The following is an 18,422-nucleotide window of genomic DNA, read 5'->3' on the forward strand; positions in this document are numbered from 1 at the left end:
AGCTGGTTTTGCCGACTGGAATGCACCGCAGCGGCCTGCTTGCCGGCGCGCCTGTCCTCATGGCTTCACGGAAATGGTGATATTCGCAATGACGTCACAGACACCATGTTTTTGTGCCGATAAGATTATGTTAGCACAGCCGCGACCGGTGTCGGGATTACGAAAAGCTGTCCCGGCGGAGCTCAGAGAAAGGCGCGCGCCTGCTACCAACTCACCGCCTGCTCGGCGATGCTCTCAAGCGTGCTGGCGACTTCTTGCATCACAGCGCTGCTCGCAACCTCTCCGGCGCTAAAACGCCGATGTGCAACCAGGGTTTTTCCCGGCTCATCCGGCAGGGTGTAAACAGCGATAATAAAAGGGCAGTTGACGATGCGCGAGGGATCTTCGGCCATCATCCGCCGCGACAGCGCCGAGCTACAGAACTCAACCGATTGTGCCTCGCCAAACAGCGCCTCATCCATGCCGAGATCGGCGCCAGTGCGCTCAAGCATCTCGTTCATGTGCATCACCTTGTTGATGATAAACCCGCGTTCTTCGATCGCTAGGCGCAGGCCGTCCATCACATCGGCAAAGGCGCTGTCGCTGACGTAAACCGCCGCCGCATTCTGCCCGGCCTGGCCCGGTTGCGCATCATCCGCCGCGAATGCTCCCGCGCTGAGCGTCATCAGCAACAGGGCGAGCAAGAACAGCCGGGCGCGTGACAAAGGCTGCTGTTGCTTTGCGCCTGGCCCTGTCAGGCGCGAAACCCAGGGTCTGAGCGGCATCAAGGCTGCCTCAGCCATGGTGCGAGTGCCCATGTGAATGGTGATGGGCCCCTTGATGCATCTGCCCCGGGTGATGCGAGTGATGCGGGTGATGCGGGTGATGATGATGATGATGGTGGTGGTGGTGATCCGGGTGGAGGCCGGGCTCCTCTGTCGCCCGGGCCTTAGTCTGAACCAACTCCGCGCGCAGCCAGTCAAGCCAAGCGCCGATACCGACCCCCTCGCCGCGCGCCGCCGTGTGCAGGAAGGGCACCTCGCTGGCGAGTTGGCGCAAATAGCGCTCGGCCCGCTCGGGCGAGAAGTCCGTCAGCACCGGCAGCAGATCAGTCTTGGTCAGTAGCACCAACTCGGCAGTGCGGAACATCACCGGATATTTTGCCGGCTTGTCGTCACCCTCGGGCACCGACAGCAGGGCGACATGGCGATGCTGACCAAGATCGAAGCTGGCCGGGCAGACCAGGTTGCCGACGTTCTCAATGAACAGCAGATCAATCTGCTCGAGGTCGAGTTCATGCAGCGCATCATGCACCAGATGCGCATCAAGATGGCATGCGCTGCCGGTGGCGATCTGCACCGCCGGCACGCCGTGGGCGCGGATGCGTTCCGCGTCGTTTTCGGTTTCCAGATCGCCCTCAATCACGGCGATGCGCACCTCATCGCCGAGCGCGTCAATGGTGGCTTCGAGCAGGCTGGTTTTGCCGGCACCGGGCGAGGACATCAAATTGATAGCCAGCACGCCATGGGCGGCGAAGTGCTGACGGTTATGCCCCGCCTGATGATTGTTCTCGCCGAGCAGATTGCTCAGTACCTCGACGCTCGCCTGGCCATCCGCCGTGTGTGCATAAGGACCATTTCCGGTCACCAGATGCGCATTGCCGGGCGTTACATTACAACCGCAGGTATCGCACATGGGTTGGATTCTCCCTGAATTAGGTGGTTGGCCGTGCGAAAGTAGCTCAAAGCCTAGCCTGATCCACTGGCGTCGACAACCCCCTTGGACCGGGCGGGTGCCATCAGCCAGCGGTGCCCGGTCAGGACAGAGGTACGCTGCACGCCACTTTGGCGGCGATTAAGGCCGAGGCACGGCGGCAGCTTGTTGCAGCGCATGCCACGGAAACCGAGGGTGCATGAAGCACAATGCCATCGAGATTGTCCGTGTGGTTCATGGGGCCCCTACCGAGGCTGAGTGTCTCCTGTTGGCCAAGCCTTGTCTATTTATGCGCAAGGCGGCTGGCCGTCGGTTCGGTAGCACACATAGACAAAAGCATTCTTTGTGCGCTACCGAACCGACAGCCCCCGGACACTTCGATCAAACTCTCGATGGAAGGAAATTCAACGATGCTCACTTGGCTGCGCTGACCAGGCGACACGCATGATCGCCAGGCGACTGGGGCGAGACGCTCTACCGGCGTTTCCGGCTGTATCTCTGGGGCTCGGCGCAAGCCTTTCGCGACCGCAGCGCGGAGGCTTTTCGGGTGGTGCTGGAACGTCTGCTGGAGGCATGAGTGACGGTGGCTGCGGCCCAATCCAAACCTCTGACCGATATGGAGTAACGACCTCATGAAAAAGAAATTCACTATCATCTTCGGTGTTGTCATCGCCATCGTGATCGCCGTTCTCTGGCTGTTCTGGGGTGCGGATACCTGGAACGTTCAGATCTCGGGCGTGACCGGCGATGGTCGCAATATCCAGTATCGCATCGAGACCGTCCGCACAGGCACCGCTGACACGCAGATTTTCCGCAACGAGGACGCCGGGTTCATGCCTCCGTACTTTAAGTTCGATTCCGCAGATCTTCAGGCGCTCGCGAGCCGTATCACACAAGACTGCCCGCAAGAACCCGTGACGCTGCATGGTTACGGTATGCGCATCGCGTTTTTGGATATGTTCCCGAATGTCATCTCGATCGACGCACCAAAGCGCTGTATTGATGCGCCATCCAAAGAGGGGCCAGCGGCGATTCAAGGTGAGTGAAGCGGGCCTTTGCGCCCTTGCGGCTCTCAGCCTTTTTGCGTGCCCGTCTTATTTTCGGGAACAAAGGGCATGGAGGCCCAAGACCGATCCTCAACCACTGGAGCACTGATCATGAATCTTGATTTCACTAAGCATAATATTGGCACTATTGATCGCCTGGTCCGCGCAGTACTCGGCGTTATGTTGATCGTCGGCGTCTTCTTCGGCACTCACTGGATTGTCGGACTGATCGGCGCGGTACTGCTCGCCACCGCCTGGTTCCGGTTCTGCCCGGCCTACGCGCTGTTCGGTTTCAGTACCGAAAAGACTGAGGTCCCCTTGGTCAAATAGCGACCGGACCACCAACCGACCGGGCCTCAATGCCCTTATCGAGCCGTTTGTGATAATGCTTCTTCGACTTGTAGAAGGACTTCACCTTCGTCTCGCAGTTGCTCAGTTTGAAGCCTTTTCCAGGCGACACTTTGATCACAGGCTCATACATTGCATGGTCAAAACGCGCATCAGCAGCGCCCAACTGAAACCTTGTGATCAGCTTTATAGGCGTCATGGCGATGGTTATCGGTGCGCTGCCGCACATAAGCGCCCTGATGGGAGTGCGGATGCAAGTGGTCGCGCAGCCGGTCAGCGACCGCTACCAAAGAGAGAAAGGAAAGGCGAGAGATAGGAAAGGCTTGCTTGCGCGAGCTATTTTCGGGGCTCTTCCGGAAGCAGTCGATCGAACTCCTTTCTGACCACCTCATAGCATTCGCACACGCGTTCTTCCAGGCCCGGTCGATCCACCACAGTGATTCGGCCACGGCTGTAGTCGATCAGCCCGGCCTTCTGCAACCGCCCGGCGGCCTCGGTCACCCCCTCTCGCCGCACCCCGAGCATGTTGGCGATCAACTCCTGGGTCATGTGCAACTCGTTGGAGGGCAGCCGATCCAGGCTGAGGAGCAGCCAGCGGCAGAGTTGTTGGTCCACCGTATGGTTACGATTGCAGACAGCGGTCTGTGCCATCTGGGCCAGCAAGGCCATGGTGTAGCGCAGCAGCAGCGGCTGCAAGCTTCCTTGGCGGCGACCGCCGAAGCGGTCGAATTCATGCTTGAGCACACGCTCCTTCAGGCGATAGGCGTGGCCTGCGCTCTGCACCACGGCCCGATTCGGCACGGTGGCACCGCCCATGAACAACGCGATGCCGACGATGCCCTCGTTGCCGACCACAGCAATTTCGGCCGATGCGCCATCCTCCATGACGTACAGCAAGGAGACGATGGCGGTGGTGGGAAAATAGACATGGTTCAAAACCTCCCCGGACTCGTAGATGGCCATCCCGAGCGGCAAGGGAACCAGCTCCAGTTCCTGACTCAGGATCGCGTACTCATCCTCGGGCAGGGCGGCGAGCAGATGGTTTTGGCGCGGGCTTGGGGGCGGTAGGTTGGGCATGCTGGGCATGTCAGGCATGCGACACCTCCATGATTGACGGTCCAGGATCGGACTGCGTGAATTTGACGGCTGACGTCAGCAAGCTGTCAAGACTGATTCGCTCCGCTGGGGGTCATGGCTGCCCGCCCTCGGCCAGCCAACCACCACGGAAGCCGGCGCGGTGCAGGCCCGTGCGGATCGGCTTGGAGCCGCGCAGCAGTCGCCACAGCAGGCCGGAGCGGAAGTTCTCGATCATCAGCACGATCAGGCCCTGGTCGAGCCCGAAGGTACCTTCGGAGATCCAGCCATCGTGCACGGTGTCGTTGTAGCCGCTGGCGCGTGCGGCGCGGTCATCGGTGGCGGACCCGCGCGCGAGCATCCGCCGGATGGCTGGCAGCGCGATCTCGGGGGCAAAGACCAGGGAGGCCAGCACCGAGGGGCCGGAGAGGGTGCCGTCGTCGAGGCCGTAGGGCACGCCGCGCGCCGCATAACCGTAGAATGACTGTCGGCGTCCGGCGATGCGTTGCCGTGGGGTCTTGGGACCGTCGCCGGCCGACAGGCCCCAGCCGTCCTCGCCGTAGCCGACGAAGCCACGCGGGTTACGGATCGCGTACTCGCGCTGCACGTAGGTGGCGCGGCGGCTGTTCTCGAAGTAGTCGCAGTGTTTCTCGCGCATGAAGTCGTCGCGGATGTCCCGAAAGTCGATCCAGGCGTGCGAGAACTGGTGGATGAACAGCGGCCCGGCATAGAGGAAGTCGATGCCGTACAGATTCTCCCACTGGTAGGTGCTGGTCCAGGCCGGGAAGCTGGCCTCGCTCAGCGGATGGGTCGGCGAGCCCAGGCCGAGCGTGTAGAGCAGGAGGGCCTCGCTGTAGCCCTCCCAGCCATAGTTGAGAAAGCCGCTCTTGGGCTTCCAGCCCATCACGAGGGCGGCGCCTTTGCGCTGGGCCCAGCACCAGTCCACGCGGCGGTAAAGCCTGTCGGCCAGCGCGCGCAGCTCGGTCTCGTCCGCCGTGGCGGCAGTGAAATAGGCCGCCGCCGTCAGCATGCCGGCCAGCAACAGCGCGGTGTCGATCAGCGAGACCTCGCAGCGCCGGGCCCGCGTGCCGCTGTCCTGGTGCAAAAAGTGGAAGTAGAAGCCGCGGTACCCGGTCGATTCCGGCGTGCCGCTCTGGTCGCTGTCCCGGAAGAAGCGCAGCGCGGTCAGGCTGCGCTGCAGGGCCTCGGCGCGCGTCATCCAGCCGCGCTCGACGCCGACCGGGTAGGCCGAGAGGGCAAAGCCAACGACCGCGATGCTCGCATGTGAGCCCGGTCGCGAGGTATCGGCCACCAGGCCATTGTCGCGGTTGGTGTGCCGGACGAAGTAATCGAAGGCGGCGCGCTGCAAGCCGTCCAGCATGGCTTCGTCGGCCAGCGACAGGGGCTCGGCGTCTGCCGCGGGAGGAAGTGCGGGCGTCTGCGTCACGATGGCGTCAGCGATGTCTTGCCCGCTGGAATTGCCTGTTCTGATGGCAACGTCATCATGGGCCCGCCTCGTAGCAAAGCAATGGGTCAACCCCGCGCCGAGCTATCCATGTCCGCCAACCTTTCCTCCATCGCCTCGTAATCCCCCAGATGCGCCTGCATCAGGCTCTTCCAGAGCTTGCCGTGGTTGGGCACCGAGAAGTGCAGCATCTCATGCACAATGACGTAGTCCCACAGCTCGGTATCCAGCGCGAGCAATTCGTCGTTGAAATTCAGCCGACCGTTGGTGGAGCAGGACGCCCACTTCCTGCGCATGGGGCGGACGCTGAGCTGGACCACCCGCACCTCCAACCGCTGCGCCCAGTGGCGAACTCGCGCCTTGAAGGCCTGCTTGCGTGCGGCATCGGCCATCCCGTTAGATCCGCTGCGCCTTGTCCAGCAATGTGAACAACTCATCCACCAGTGCCGTGACCCGGTCCAGATCCTCCGTCTCGGCGAAGATCGCGAAGGTCACCCGCTTGCGCAGCTCGCGCAGGGCGTTCTCGCTTCGCTTCCAGTTGGGGAATTTCCCAAAGGCCAGCCGGATCTTGCGGCTGACTGCCTCGGGGTTGCCGATCCCGGCATCCAACAGGGTGCGGTAGACGAAATAGGTCAGGCCGTCGAAGGACTTCTCGGACTGCTCCTGCTTTCTGGTCTCGTTCGACTCGACCTCCCGCAGCAGCGCCGCCAGGGCCTCCGCCGTGTCGAGCTGGCGGCTTTCGAAGGCATCCTGCACCGCCCGCGCACGCTCGGCCATGGCGATAAGGTAGGGGTCCTCGCTCTCCTCCTCGGCCTTGCGCTCGATGCCCTTCACCAGGTTGATCACCTTGGTGGCGTCGCCGCCCTGGCGCTGCTTGATCAGCGCGATGGTCTCGGCGTTGATCTCGACCAGCCCATCGACAGGTCGAACCTCGTAGGTGCCGACCTGCTCCTGGACCAGCAGGTTGGTCTTGCGCTGGAACTCACGATCCACCTGCACGCGCCTGCTGTAAGCCTGGCGGACGACCGCGTAGATGGCGGACAGAGTGCCGTAGTCGTCCATGAAGGGCCGCAGGAAGGCATCCGGCGAGATGATCTCATAGAGCATCTCGATCTCCTTGTACTCCTTGAAGAACGCCTTGCGCCGCTCGGGGTCGCGGAAATGCTCGATGAGGGTGTCCACGTCCTTGTCGTTGAAGTTGCGCTCGATCAGGCCGAGGTAGGCCGGGGCCTTGGACTCCATCTTGTTTTTGAACAGGACCTTCAGCAGCTTCAGGTCCTTGACGATGGCGTTGATCTCGTCGCTGTCGAAGGCCAGCGCCTTTTCCAGGTTGTCGAAAATGCCGACGAAGTCAAAGACGAAGCCGTGGGGCTTCACCATCTCCTGGGCCTCGTTCTCATAGGGACGGTTCACGCGGGCGATGGCCTGCAGCAGTGTGTGGTCCCGCATCGGCTTGTCGAGATACATGGCGTAGAGCACCGGCGCGTCGAAGCCGGTGAGCAGCTTCTCGGTGACGATGAGGATCTTGGGCTGCTGGTCGAGCTTGCCGAAGCTTTTGCGGATCTGCCGCTCTCGCTTCGGGTCGAGATGGAATTCCTTGAGCAGCTTCGAGTCGTTGTTGCTGCCGGTGTAGACGACCTCGGAATACTCGGGCGGCAGGCCCATCTCCATGAACACAGCATCCAGCGCGTGCTTGTAGTGGGCGCAGGCCTCGCGGTCCACGCCGACTAGGAAGGCCTTGTAGCCGAGCGGCTCGACGTTCTCGCGGTAGTGGCTGGCGACAAACTGCGCCACCTTCTGAATCCGCTCCTTGCCCTTGAGGAAGTTCTTCAGATTCACCGCCCGATCGAGGATCCTATTCAGCTCCTCGATGTCCGCCACTCCCTCGGCCTCGGCCAGCGACAGGAACTCCTTGTCCAGCGTCTCGTGCGGGACCAGCATCTCGTTCGGGGCGAGCTGGTAGTAGAGCGGCAGCGTCGTGCCGTCCTCGATGCTGTCGGCGATGGAATACTTGTGCAGATACCCTTGGTCGTCCTCGCAGCCGAAGGTCTTGAAGGTGCCCTTGCCGTAGACCGTCTTGTCTACCGGGGTGCCGGTGAAGCCGATGAAGGTCGCATTCGGCAGGCCGGCCATCAAAAAGTTGCCGAGATCGCCGCCGGTGGTCCGGTGGGCCTCGTCGATGAGCACGTAGATGTTCGAGCGCGTGTTGAGGTTCGCCGGCATGTCGCGGAACTTGTGGATCATCGTCACGATGATGCCCCGATAGTCGTCGCGCAACAGCTGGTTGAGCCGGGCGATGCTGCTGGCGTGCTCCAGGTTGCCCAAGCCCAGCGCCGCGAGGTTCTTAAGCATCTGATCTTCCAGCTCGTTGCGGTCGATCATCAGCAGCACGGTGGGCTTGTCCGCCTCCGGCGCGCGGAACAGCCGCTCCGCCGCCTTGATCATGGTGAAAGTCTTGCCGCTGCCCTGGGTATGCCAGACCAGACCGCGGGTGCGCAGGGAATCAAGGGCGCGGCGGACCGCCGCCTCCACCGCGCCGGTCTGATGCTGGCGCAGGATGTACTTGTTCAGCTCCTCGTCCTTTTCGGCAAAGACGATGTAGTCCTTCAGGAAGCCGAGCACCTGCGGGATGGCGCAGAAGCCCTTCACCTTGGCCTCCAGCTTGCCGACCTCCGCATCCTTCCAGTTGAAAATGTTCCGCCGCACCGTGTTCCAGCTCACCCCGTAGCAAAAGCCAATGGCATCTGTGGCGGTGAAGAGCTGCTGCGACACGAACAGCTCGGGCGTTTCGCGGTGATAGCGCCGGATCTGGTCAACCCCCAGCGCAATCGCCTCGTCCTTGTTGGCGTTCTTGCACTCGATCACCAGCACCGGGATGCCGTTGATGAGAAAGACGATGTCTTGCCGCGTTCCGTAGTGGCCGTTGTGAAAGGCCCACTCCTCGGTGACCTCGTAGACGTTGTTTTCGGGATGCTCGTAATCGATCAGGATCAGGTCGCGCTCGCGCTTCGCATCAACGTCGAAAAACTTGCCCCGGTTGCGCAGATGCTCGACGAACTCCCGGTTGCCGTAAATGTCGGTGTGAAGATGGCGGAACTGTCCGAGCAGCGCGCCCCCGGCCTCGGCATAGCGCGGGTTGAATTCCCGAATCTTGGCGGCGAGCAAGTCATCAAAAAACAGCGAACGGTTCTTGGCGCGGTCGGCAACTGGTACGTCAGGGTCAAACCCGCGCCGATGCTCGGTCTCCTCGCGAGACACAAAGGTCCAACCGATGGCCTGGGCGTATTCCAGAATGCGGGACTGAACAGTCTTGTGCTCGCCGGGGGTTGGCATAGGTATCAGGGGAGTCTTTCGGCTTCGCAGATCACATCGTCCAGGAGACTGCGCTTCAGGTGCAGGGTCGATTTTTCGGGTAACACCCTCAGAACCTCGATCAGTTCGTCCCTCGAACGCTGGCCGCGACGGATTGCGCGCAGCAGAATGCCAAGTGTTCCATGCGCCCTGATCGAGAGATTGCGAGCTGCCAGGCGCGCCGCCGTGTCATCGGTCAACAACAAAGCGGGATCATGCTCCAGCGCAACCCGAAGCGCCTCCATTTCCCCTGCATGCAGGGAAAGGAGCCGGGCCATGGCGGCGAGTGCGGGCGGCACGGGTTGCGTGGGTGTGAGCTGCCGCAGAACCACAACAGACTGGCCCAGCACCCTCGGCCGGTGCCGCTGCACTTCGCGCCAAACCTCCTCCGGTACCAAGACAACAGGGAAGTCAGCCAACAGGTCCAGGCACCCGAGTTCGTCCAGGTGAATGAGCGGTCCCGCATCACAGACGACCAGCGGCGGACGCTGGTCAGTCTCGTCCACGAAGACCCCACTCTACATCTTCCTTGATAAAGGATTCGGTCAGCGACGCCTCGTGGGACTCCAGAAATCGCCTTAGCGCCTCCGCCAGCAGGTCATTGAAGTCCGTCGCCCAGCCTTCCGCGACGAATGCTCGGGCCTGAGCCGCAAGCTCCGCAGGGAGTTCAGCCTCGATCAAGGTGTTGTTCATGGGTTTTAGTCCGAAGTGCAACATGTGTGCGGTTTGACAACCGCGGGCGAACATCCGCGCGGTAGTCGAAGAACCTGCCGCGGTTGCGCAGGTGCTCGACGAACTCCCGGTTGCCGTAGATGTCGGTGTCGAGATAGCGAAACTGCCCGGGCAAAGCGCCCTCGGCCTCGGTCTAGCGCGGGTTGAATTCCCGCACCTTGGCGTCGAGCAGGTCGTCGGAGAAGAGCGAACGGTTTTGTTGGCGCGGTCGGCGGGCGGCGCGTCCAGATCAAACCCGCACCGGCGCTCGGCCTTCTCGCGCGACACAATCGTCCAAACCATGGCCTCGGGGTATTCGAGTATCCGGGCTTGGACGGTTATGTGTTCTCGGCGTGTAGGCATGCTATATTTTTCTTCCAATTATCGCCGTCTCGATCATCTTAATTGCATCGTACCGAGTCTGAAACATTGCCTTGTCGGTGTTGATGTAGGCATTTCGAGGGTCGTCGTGCTCGGAAATGCTTAGTTTCGCGAAGAGATCCTTCAGCGTCTGTGCTTCGGCGGGAAGAAGAGGAACTACCTTGGTGAAATCATTGAAGGCAGAGACTTGCTGGCTCTTCTGCTTATATTGATGCCGTTGCTTGTTGAAGACGTGGGTATTGACTACCGCCTCGATTAGTCGGCGCATTTTGCCCGCCATTTTCTCTTTCTGCGCCTTCGTTGGCTCGCCCGCGACAGCTAAGACTGAATCGATGTCAGCCTTCAGCTCCTCGATGTTCTCGCTGTAGGCGTCAATGGCGGTGCAACTCTCGATGACGTGTACGGCCATATGGGGGTTAAGCGCAGACGCGTTCAAAGTCGTCTGAATCTGAACGAAAAATTCCCAGTTATGCGTAAAAATAATTATCTGACGATTCGGATGCGCTTGAATTAAGTCGCGAAGCCGATTGCAGTAGTTGCCGATGTAGTTGTAGTCGAAACTGGAAATGGGATCATCGAACACGATGACTTGTTGTTGGCAGGTCTCGAGTTCTGCGAAGAAAAGGGCAAGCGCGTGGACTCGTTGCTCACCTTCGCTCAGAACCGAATCAATTCTCTGGCCCGCGACATGATGATCTACAGTGACAGCCCCGTCACCGCCGACGTCCTTAAGCTCAACTCCGAATGCTCTCATATTTTTCTCAGCAAGCGCGATATATTCTGCGTTCAATCGGTTCTTGAAATCATCTACGACAAGCTCCTTATGAGCCTTCTTCGCAGTTGATGTCACCTTGCGCAGAACGTTTGAAAAATTTGGGATCGAGCCGTCCCAGAAAGTCGCGATTCGCATTCTCCGACGTGTATCCTTTAAAAGATCAATATTCTCGAAAATCTCTTTCGCGTAAAGCAACGCCTGGCACTCTTTAGCGACTTGCTCAAGTTGCTTTAGAAGCTCTGCCCGGTCTTTTAGGGCCTGAGCGATGAGTTCAGATTTCTCCTCTGATTGAGCTAAAAGACCATCGCTGAGTTTTCGAATCGCCATGACTGAATCCTTGCAGACTTGATCAATTTCTTCTCCTGCCTTGAAGCGGGTCAGGATTGCTTTTCCAGACATTTTGACCGCATCTATCGTTTCCTCAGCCAAGACGGAATCTTTTGCCCATTCATCAGGCTCAGAGTCTGAGATCACTTTAAGATTCTTCTCGGCTGTTTCGATCTGCTTCCGAAGTTCGGTAATCAGCGAATCAAGTTCTCCTGTGAGAAGATCGGAATACTTCTTGAACAGCTCCAGCTCACTTTCGCGCAAGGCTTGCTTACAAAGGGGGCACTCTTGAGGCTCTGGCGAATGGAGATTGCGTACTTCGTTCGCAGGCCGAATGAGAGCCATTAGTTTGTCTAGAGTCGCACCTGATGGAATAAGTGCTTTAGCCAGAATCTCTAGCTCCTCTTCTTTTGCCTTTAGGACTCTGGCCTGAGCAACCGGATCGATTTCAACGAGCTTCTCAGCTGCACTTAAGATCGGTTGGATCTCTCCGTGCAGACTTTTCATCGCAGCAGCCTCCCCCTTGAGTAGTTTGAGGCCCTCTTCAGAAATAGCCTTCTCGAGCTCATCCTTCTTTTTGAGCTTTTCTGGAAGTTCACTGTCTTCAGTATATGCCTCACCCAGGTTTATCTCGGATTGGAGAGCCGCGAGTGTCGGAGTATTCAAACCAGCAAGCACAGAGCCGTCGAAAGACTCGAACTTTGTGCGGATCTGATCAGCGAGTCCAGAAAGCAGAGTTACGTTCTCACCCTGCCTTCTTTGCAGCTCTGTACGGAGTTCCTCGCAGTGCTTTTTCACCGTTCCAAATACATCCAACTTAAACGGCGAAAGCTCGATAATACGTCCGGGCTGGACAGAGTTGGTGATGTTGTGGATAGCAATGCCCGAGTCGAAGTATTTCACTACGCTTGAGCGGACTCCGTAGGCAACCGTTGATGTCCAATTCTGAACGGCTGCATCCGAAGTGAACCTGAAGCTGAATGATGGAGAGGCTGCCCCGGTAGCGCGAACGTCATTCAGCGGTCGCCTAGGCGCATCGCTAGACGCTAGAATCTGTAATGCTTCGCACAGACTGGATTTCCCGCTTCCATTCGCCCCGAAAACGATTGTTGCTCGTTTCGGAAACGATGCAGCTAGTGAATTATTTAGGCGTTTGAAGCCATTGAACGGACCGATCGCTTCAAGCCGCTCAGGCGCTGGAGCGGCGACGCCTGTTGGGGCGGCGGCTGCTGGGGGCGCAGGCTGCCGAAAGTAGCTTGCCTGTTTTGTGAAAAGCTGAACGAGGGTCTCCAGATCAATAGGACTCAGAGTTGTCGTTCCGGAAGCGGCTAGATCACAGATCATTTCTAGCCATGGGATGCCCTCGGTGTGCCCGAGGTCTCGAATGTATCCAATTGCATCAGGGTGTGTGGGCATGGCGGAAAGGCTCTGCTTAAATCTCAAGCTTGACGTCTTGAACGCGGGTCTTCGCGGTCATGAGTTCGTGAAGAAGCGTGCGGAAGAGATCTTGGAGGGCATGTCGGTGTGCGATGTGTTGGTTTCGCTTTGAGTCCAACGTGTCAAAAATCACCGCAACCTCATCCTGTTCTTCGCGCCCCGGAAGTGCGATTGGCACGGATTCACACTTACTCTTGTTGAGGTAAGGAATCGTTGTGATCGCAGCGATGCTCTGCATGTAGGGCTTCCGGTAGCGGAGTTGATTGCACAGAAAGACCGGATTCAGCTTCGCGGGGCAGATGAAAGCGTGAAGTTGCTGGTTAATGACGATTTCGATGTTTGTCACTGCGCTGACGCCAAACTCGCCCACACACGACATGATGACGCTCTTCTCTGGAATTAGGCGCCCTCCGGAGGACCTTAACTCATCCGAGCTCACTCTAAGTCCATCCACATCGGCGTTGATGTAATCGAGGCCCTTGATGTTAGGTGTAGTGAGCCACGGGATATCCCCATCAAAAATTTTGGGTTTGTTGCGCCCTGGAACGATGCTCCGACAGATGTTTCCGACCGGCACTACCTCCCAGCTTTCGGGGACGGGGCCGATTTCGCTTTGTTTTAGGGGTTCGTTGCGGAGGCCTTCGGTGAAGAGCTTGTGCATGAGAGCCTTTTTCAGCTCGGTGGTGGTCTGAATGATCCGCTCCTGTGCTTTGATCGCCCGCTGAACCGTCGAAAGGATGTGCGCGATCTTCTTCTGCTCGGAGAGCGGGGGGAGAGCCATGGGCAACTCCGCCAGCTTCGACTGCGAAAGGTTCGGGATCGTGGTGACGTTGCCTCGCCCAAAGTAGAGTTTCGCCACGTCGAAGGCATACCAAAACCAATACACGGCGAACTGGGGGTCAGCCTTCGTTCCCTTTGCCCGGAGGCGGTGAAGATGGTTCTGATAAAGGCATCCATCGACCTCGTTGTCCCAAAGCGCAGTTCTGCCAATGGAACCGCCTTCGCAGACGAGCAGATCGTCGGCGCGAAGTTCGAGACGGGCCTGCTCCGCCGCGCTGAAGTGCATATGATCCAGGTCCGCTAGATCGAGCCGGTTCCAAAACACGTTTTTGGTCCGGAGAAACGGACGTTGATGCTCCCCGTCGCGATTCTTCTTGGAGACCTGTTTGCCCTGCTGGATGTCAAACGCCGAGTCGACACGGTCGACATCCCACGAAGCTGGGAAATCGCCGATTTCGCTTTTTTGAACTTCCAAGCTCATACCCCGATCTTCCGCGAAGGAGCGCGGAGTTTCGAACCGGCGTTGGAATTCGATTCGCGGACAGGAATGTCCGCGTTCCTTTTAGCGTGCATTCTTCGTCTCCCTTAAACTCCTTTGCGGTCCGCGCGGTGAGGGCCTGGCGCCGTAGCGACCCGCCTTGGCGATCAAGCCGATGGCATCTGTGGTCTGCGACCATTTCTTGGCGGAGAGGTAGAAGCTGTTCCGTCCGGCCTCATGTCTAATTCCCTCGAATTCGGGGGTTTTAAAATTCGGGTTGTTGATCTGCTCCCAAACACCGAGAAAGAGAACGGTGTCCTTGTTTTTGAGCCATTGCTCGATCAGGGCGGGACCACCGTCGAAGTGTCGCACCATGTCGGTCAGGGAGATGAAGTCGTCGCCGAGATGGTGTATGACGGTGATGTCGGTGCGCTGGACGCTGATTTTCGCGGTGGTCGCTTTTTTCGTCATACCGAAAGTCCCTTCTGCGTTCTGTCACCTGCGGCAGTTATCCGAAAATCTTGGACAACTGAACCACGCACCAGGTTTTAGTTGATGGTGGGGGGCATATCGTAGAGAACGCCTATCATTATTTGAGTCAGCCAGATGTCCTCGTCGGCATAAACCACCTCGACGCCGCCTTGACCCATGCCATTACCCATAAGTCTGTCCTTACTTCCCAGTCAGAGGGTAACCAAGCTGGCCCGTTGGGTGTGCCGCCGTGGTGGGCGATGATGAAACAGCCACTTGGACCGCGTCTTAACCATGGCCGCAGGACTTCTGGGTAAAGGTATGGCCTTGACCCTGTGCAGCGACGAAAGTGAGGTATACGGCGGCGGAGGGGCGCGTGATTGAGGCTTGCTTGTTGTCTGGCTTCATTTTCAAGCTTTGACCCTTTCTTGAAGGTCAACCGCGCTCCGCTTGTTCCCTATCGAGTTCACGGCTTGCCCCCCGGCTTTTCCAACTCTGCCAGCAACGCCTGGCCCTTTTCGGTGAGCCGGTATTTCTGGAGGCGACTGGTGGGTTTTTCGGGGATGGTGGGCTCGATGAGGCCACGATCCACCATGCGCTTGATCTGCTTGTGAAGTTCGCCGGAGACCGTTTGGTGTCCGAGAATCGGCGCAATGGCGGCTTTGCCGAGTGGCTGCGGGCGGATGGCCAGCATGACCTTGGCGGCCAAAGCCGACTCTAGCCGTGACTCTAGCCGTGACTCTAGCCGTGACTCTAGCCGTGACTCTAGCTGTCCGCCCTGGTCCTGACCTGGCCCGGACTGGGGCGCCGATCCAGTGGCCGGTCTGCGGACAGTCAGTACGAACGAACCGCTATCCAGCCGGATTTCAGGTTCGGGAAGCCCGGCTTTGCGGCAGCGGTGGATCATGTCGCGGATGCCGGTGCCCATTCGCTCAATGTATTTGGTGAGATACATGGGCTCGGCGAGCAGCGGGTTGTGCGGGACGGAGGCGTGCGGGCCACGCAGTTTTTCCAGGGTCAGGGTGGGCGGCAGGGAACCGGGGTTCCAAATTTCCAGCCGGTCCTTGAAGAGCATGACCTGCACGCTGGCGTTGCTGGTGTAGTCGCGATGCACGACGGCGTTGACGATGGCCTCGGCGACAACCTCTTGCGGTATTTCGTATTTCGTGGGTGCCTGGGTGCCATGCTCGCGGGTGCCGACCCAGAGATCAATTTTGGAAAGTACGAAGTCCTTGGCCTGGTCAACGAGGTCGAAGACCGTACCTTTGTACACCTGATAAGAAGGGATGGGCTTGGCCACTTCATAGCCGTGGAAGTGGGCGCACTTCACCTCGGAGGTGATCAGGAAGCGTTGCGGCTGTTTGCCGAACAACAGGATGGCGGCATGGGTCGGCCGCCCCTTGTCGAGCAGGTTGAGGTGGGCCAACACTTCATGGGGCGGCGTGTCCTCCGGCAATGGGAAATTGCGCCCACGGCGAGCCAGCCCGAGAAAGCGGCTAATCTTGTCCTGGTCCAGGTCGTCGAGAGCGGCGTTTCGGCAGAATGTGGCATCGAAGGGCCCAAAACGGATCAGCTCGCGCTCTTCAAGAATCCGGACCAGGCTCGCATAGACGGCAGCGACAAGTTCTTCGGCGGAATTGAAACGCCGCCGGACGAGGTGGTCCCCGGCGTCGCGGATCAATGCGCGCATTTTCGGGTGCTTGGCATCATCGTCCGCGCCCTTGATGAAGATCAGGCGGGTCTTGCCCTGCCGGGTGGCCTCGTTGAATTCAAGGTGGGTGGGCGAGAGGCCGTCCTGGTTTTCCCAGCCGTAGTCATCTCCAAAGAGACCGAGGTAGAGATCACAGTTCCGGACTTCATCGAAATAGACGGCGTCGGGCCGACGGTCGGAAGCGGGGACATCGCGCTCGAAGATAAACGTCTCGAAGAAACGACGCAGCAACGGGTCGCCGGAAAGGTATTCGGCAAGCGCCTTGCGCTCGGCGGCGAATTCCTTTTGGACGCTGCTGATGAAGATCCTCATGCGCCGATTCCGAGTTGTTTGAGAATTCTGTCGAGAGCCTGGCCGCTTTCTTTGGCCTCGGCCTCGATGCCCTTCAGTTCCTCGACGATTTCCGCCAGCGGCCGATAGGTCTCGGCGTCGCTGGTGTGGATGTAGCGGCTGGGGGAGATGTTGTAGTCGTTTTTCTTCAACTCGGCGAGATCGACGACACGGCTGAGTTTTTCCGCTTCCTTCCAGCCGATGAGGGTGTCGGCGATGCGCGCGATGCCTGCCTCGGGGATGAAGTTCTTGGGGTCGCCCTTTTCGAAGACCTGGCTGGCGTTGACGAGGAAGACCTTACCCCGGCGCCGCGCGGGCTTGGCCTTGTTCAAGAAAAGCACAATGCCGGGCGCGGTGGTGTTGTAGAAGAGGTTCTCGGGCAGGTAGAGGACGCTCTCGATGAGATCGTGGTCGACGAACCACTGGCGGACGGTCTTTTCCTTGTTGGTGCCGGCATTGCCGGAGCCGCGGGAGGCGGCGCCGGTGTCGAGGACGACGGCGGCGCGGCCTTTGTCATTGAGGCTGGCGTGCATGTGCTGCACCCAGCCCCAGTCGGCGGAGGATTTGCCGGGGAAGCCGGCGCCGGCGGGGAAGCGGTCGAGCTCGTCGTTGTCGTAGTCGGCCTCGGTGAACCAGTTCTGGTTCCACATGGGATTGGCGACGACGCGGTCGAAGGTGCGCAGCCTGCCGCGCCAGCGGAATTTGGGGTGCTTGAAGGTGTCGCCGATCTCGATCTCGCCCTCGAAGTCGTGGATGATCAGGTTCATGTTGGCCATGGCCCAGGTGTCGGCGATGTACTCCTGGCCGTAGAGCTTGAGCGGGGCAGGCTGTTCGCTCTTCGCCGACTCCTCCATCGCGATCTCGCACTTAATCAGGAGGCCGCCGGAGCCGCAGCAGGGGTCGTAGATCTCCATGCCCGGCTCTGGCGCGAGCACGCGGGACATGATGGTGCCGACCTCGGGCGGGGTGTAGAACTCGCCGGCGCTCTGGCCGCCGCCCTCGGCGAACTTGCGGATCAGGTATTCGTAGCTCTTGCCGATGATGTCGGCCTCGACATCGTCCAGGCCCAGGCGCTTGGTGCTGATCGCTTCGATCAGGTTGGACAGGCGGTCGTCGTCGAGGTCGCGCTGGCCGTGGGTGGTGGCGTTGAAGTCGACGCGGTCGATGATGCCCTGCAGCAGCGGGTTTTCGCGCGCGATGGCGCGCATCTGGGTGGTGACGCCTTCGCCGATTCTGTCCGCGAGCTTGCGGATGACGGACCAGACGGATTGCTCGGGGTCATCCGGAACCAGCGGCAGGTAGAAGCGCACCAGCTTGTGGTCGGCCTTGACGAGTGCGAAGGCCGATCGGCGCGATCCGACCTCGGCGGCGATGCGGTTCAGCTCATCGTCGAAGACGTCGCAGAGGCGTTTGGTGAAGATCAGCGGGAGGATGTAGTCCTTATATTTCGGCGCGTCCTTGGCGCCACGGATGGAGCATGCGGCGTTCCAGATCCAGGATTCGAGGGACTTGGCGTTTTCGGGCTTAGTCTTCGCCATGGACTTCTTCGTCGAGGTTGATGACCTCGGCACAGGCCGGGCACTGGAATGTATTGGAAGAAACCTGGCTAAACCGCAAGCCTGTGTCGATGGGTGGGGTGGCCAGCTCGCGGGAGGTAATGAGAAGTCCTTCAGCCGTGACATCTTCGAAGAGTTTGCAGTTGGGGCAATCGAGGAGATCGCGGTTGCCAACAAAGAGTCCCAACGCCGCAGCTTGGGCCTGGACGCGCTCTAGTTGCTGGCAGAGGTCGCGGAGTGGGGTCAGGTCGCTCACGACGGCTGCGCGGATGCTGCGCGTCGATAGCCGGATTTGTCCAAACGCATGATGATAGCCCGTCCGATTATATTCCAGTGTTGCTTCCGATTGTATGCCGGTCATGCGGCTAAGTGTATGCTGGATCCTCGTCCAATCGTCTGCCCGGTCGGCGGCTGAATGTTGGATGCCGACTCGGTATCCCGCCGGATCGGCTCCTGTCGAAGGGCTCCGGGATCGATCGGGTCGCCGAG

Annotated in this window: 17 protein-coding genes; 2 read left to right on the plus strand and 15 right to left on the minus strand. The window is 59.5% G+C overall.

Annotated features, from left to right (window positions below):
• Nucleotides 1–203 precede the first annotated feature (203 nt).
• Together Thiofri_RS24005 and hypB are read right to left on the minus strand one after the other, a co-directional pair.
• Complete coding sequence (locus tag Thiofri_RS24005; protein ID WP_223296739.1) at nucleotides 204–782, minus strand: DUF302 domain-containing protein; 579 nt, start codon at nucleotides 780–782, stop codon at nucleotides 204–206.
• Nucleotides 775–1,674 (minus strand): hydrogenase nickel incorporation protein HypB, encoded by a 900-nt coding sequence (hypB, locus tag Thiofri_RS24010; RefSeq protein ID WP_009149220.1) that lies wholly within the window; start codon nucleotides 1,672–1,674, stop codon nucleotides 775–777. Before hypB ends, Thiofri_RS24005 begins: the two co-directional genes overlap by 8 nt.
• 650 nt (nucleotides 1,675–2,324) lie before the next feature.
• Here hypB and Thiofri_RS24015 point away from each other — a divergent pair.
• Both Thiofri_RS24015 and Thiofri_RS24020 read left to right on the plus strand, forming a co-directional pair.
• Nucleotides 2,325–2,738 (plus strand): DUF1523 family protein, encoded by a 414-nt coding sequence (locus tag Thiofri_RS24015; RefSeq protein WP_009149226.1) that lies wholly within the window; start codon nucleotides 2,325–2,327, stop codon nucleotides 2,736–2,738.
• A gap of 111 nt (nucleotides 2,739–2,849) precedes the next feature.
• Nucleotides 2,850–3,068 carry a YgaP family membrane protein gene (locus tag Thiofri_RS24020; protein ID WP_009149235.1) on the plus strand — a complete coding sequence of 73 codons (219 nt, stop codon included), beginning with the start codon at nucleotides 2,850–2,852 and terminating at the stop codon, nucleotides 3,066–3,068.
• On the opposite strand, the gene Thiofri_RS24025 is transcribed toward Thiofri_RS24020, so the two are convergent.
• The 13 genes from Thiofri_RS24025 to Thiofri_RS24085 form a co-directional block, all read right to left on the minus strand.
• Complete coding sequence (locus Thiofri_RS24025) at nucleotides 3,061–3,315, minus strand: hypothetical protein (protein WP_009149236.1); 255 nt, start codon at nucleotides 3,313–3,315, stop codon at nucleotides 3,061–3,063. The genes Thiofri_RS24020 and Thiofri_RS24025 overlap by 8 nt on opposite strands.
• A 107-nt stretch (nucleotides 3,316–3,422) precedes the next feature.
• Nucleotides 3,423–4,172 (minus strand): Crp/Fnr family transcriptional regulator, encoded by a 750-nt coding sequence (locus Thiofri_RS24030; protein WP_040856941.1) that lies wholly within the window; start codon nucleotides 4,170–4,172, stop codon nucleotides 3,423–3,425.
• Between the two features lie 103 nt (nucleotides 4,173–4,275).
• Nucleotides 4,276–5,607 (minus strand): glucoamylase family protein, encoded by a 1,332-nt coding sequence (locus tag Thiofri_RS24035; protein ID WP_040855923.1) that lies wholly within the window; start codon nucleotides 5,605–5,607, stop codon nucleotides 4,276–4,278.
• A gap of 86 nt (nucleotides 5,608–5,693) precedes the next feature.
• A complete protein-coding gene (locus Thiofri_RS24040) occupies nucleotides 5,694–6,017 on the minus strand; it encodes a M48 metallopeptidase family protein (RefSeq protein ID WP_009149239.1) in 324 nt (107 codons plus the stop codon).
• A 4-nt stretch (nucleotides 6,018–6,021) separates the two neighbouring features.
• Nucleotides 6,022–8,958 (minus strand): type I restriction endonuclease subunit R, encoded by a 2,937-nt coding sequence (locus Thiofri_RS24045; protein ID WP_009149240.1) that lies wholly within the window; start codon nucleotides 8,956–8,958, stop codon nucleotides 6,022–6,024.
• Nucleotides 8,959–8,963: 5 nt separating this feature from the next.
• The gene (locus tag Thiofri_RS24050) at nucleotides 8,964–9,482 is read right to left on the minus strand and encodes a DNA-binding protein (protein WP_009149241.1); all 519 of its coding nucleotides are present in this window, start codon (nucleotides 9,480–9,482) and stop codon (nucleotides 8,964–8,966) included.
• Entirely contained in the window at nucleotides 9,469–9,669 is a 201-nt protein-coding gene (locus Thiofri_RS24055; RefSeq protein ID WP_009149242.1) for a hypothetical protein, read from the minus strand. Before Thiofri_RS24055 ends, Thiofri_RS24050 begins: the two co-directional genes overlap by 14 nt.
• Nucleotides 9,670–10,051: 382 nt before the next feature.
• Nucleotides 10,052–12,586, minus strand: coding sequence for an AAA family ATPase (locus Thiofri_RS24060; RefSeq protein ID WP_009149243.1), 2,535 nt, complete (start codon nucleotides 12,584–12,586; stop codon nucleotides 10,052–10,054).
• 16 nt (nucleotides 12,587–12,602) lie between these two features.
• Nucleotides 12,603–13,868: a restriction endonuclease subunit S gene (locus Thiofri_RS24065; RefSeq protein WP_009149244.1), complete on the minus strand. Its 1,266-nt coding sequence runs from the start codon at nucleotides 13,866–13,868 to the stop codon at nucleotides 12,603–12,605.
• A gap of 81 nt (nucleotides 13,869–13,949) precedes the next feature.
• The gene (locus Thiofri_RS24070) at nucleotides 13,950–14,336 is read right to left on the minus strand and encodes a KilA-N domain-containing protein (RefSeq protein ID WP_009149245.1); all 387 of its coding nucleotides are present in this window, start codon (nucleotides 14,334–14,336) and stop codon (nucleotides 13,950–13,952) included.
• 466 nt (nucleotides 14,337–14,802) lie between these two features.
• Nucleotides 14,803–16,359: an ATP-binding protein gene (locus tag Thiofri_RS24075; RefSeq protein ID WP_009149246.1), complete on the minus strand. Its 1,557-nt coding sequence runs from the start codon at nucleotides 16,357–16,359 to the stop codon at nucleotides 14,803–14,805.
• Nucleotides 16,356–17,915 carry a type I restriction-modification system subunit M gene (locus tag Thiofri_RS24080; RefSeq protein WP_009149248.1) on the minus strand — a complete coding sequence of 520 codons (1,560 nt, stop codon included), beginning with the start codon at nucleotides 17,913–17,915 and terminating at the stop codon, nucleotides 16,356–16,358. The genes Thiofri_RS24075 and Thiofri_RS24080 overlap by 4 nt, the downstream gene beginning before the upstream one ends.
• Complete coding sequence (locus Thiofri_RS24085) at nucleotides 17,902–18,294, minus strand: hypothetical protein (protein ID WP_009149250.1); 393 nt, start codon at nucleotides 18,292–18,294, stop codon at nucleotides 17,902–17,904. Before Thiofri_RS24085 ends, Thiofri_RS24080 begins: the two co-directional genes overlap by 14 nt.
• Nucleotides 18,295–18,422: the final 128 nt, after the last annotated feature.

This window comes from Thiorhodovibrio frisius (assembly GCF_033954835.1).
Lineage (GTDB): Bacteria > Pseudomonadota > Gammaproteobacteria > Chromatiales > Chromatiaceae > Thiorhodovibrio > Thiorhodovibrio frisius.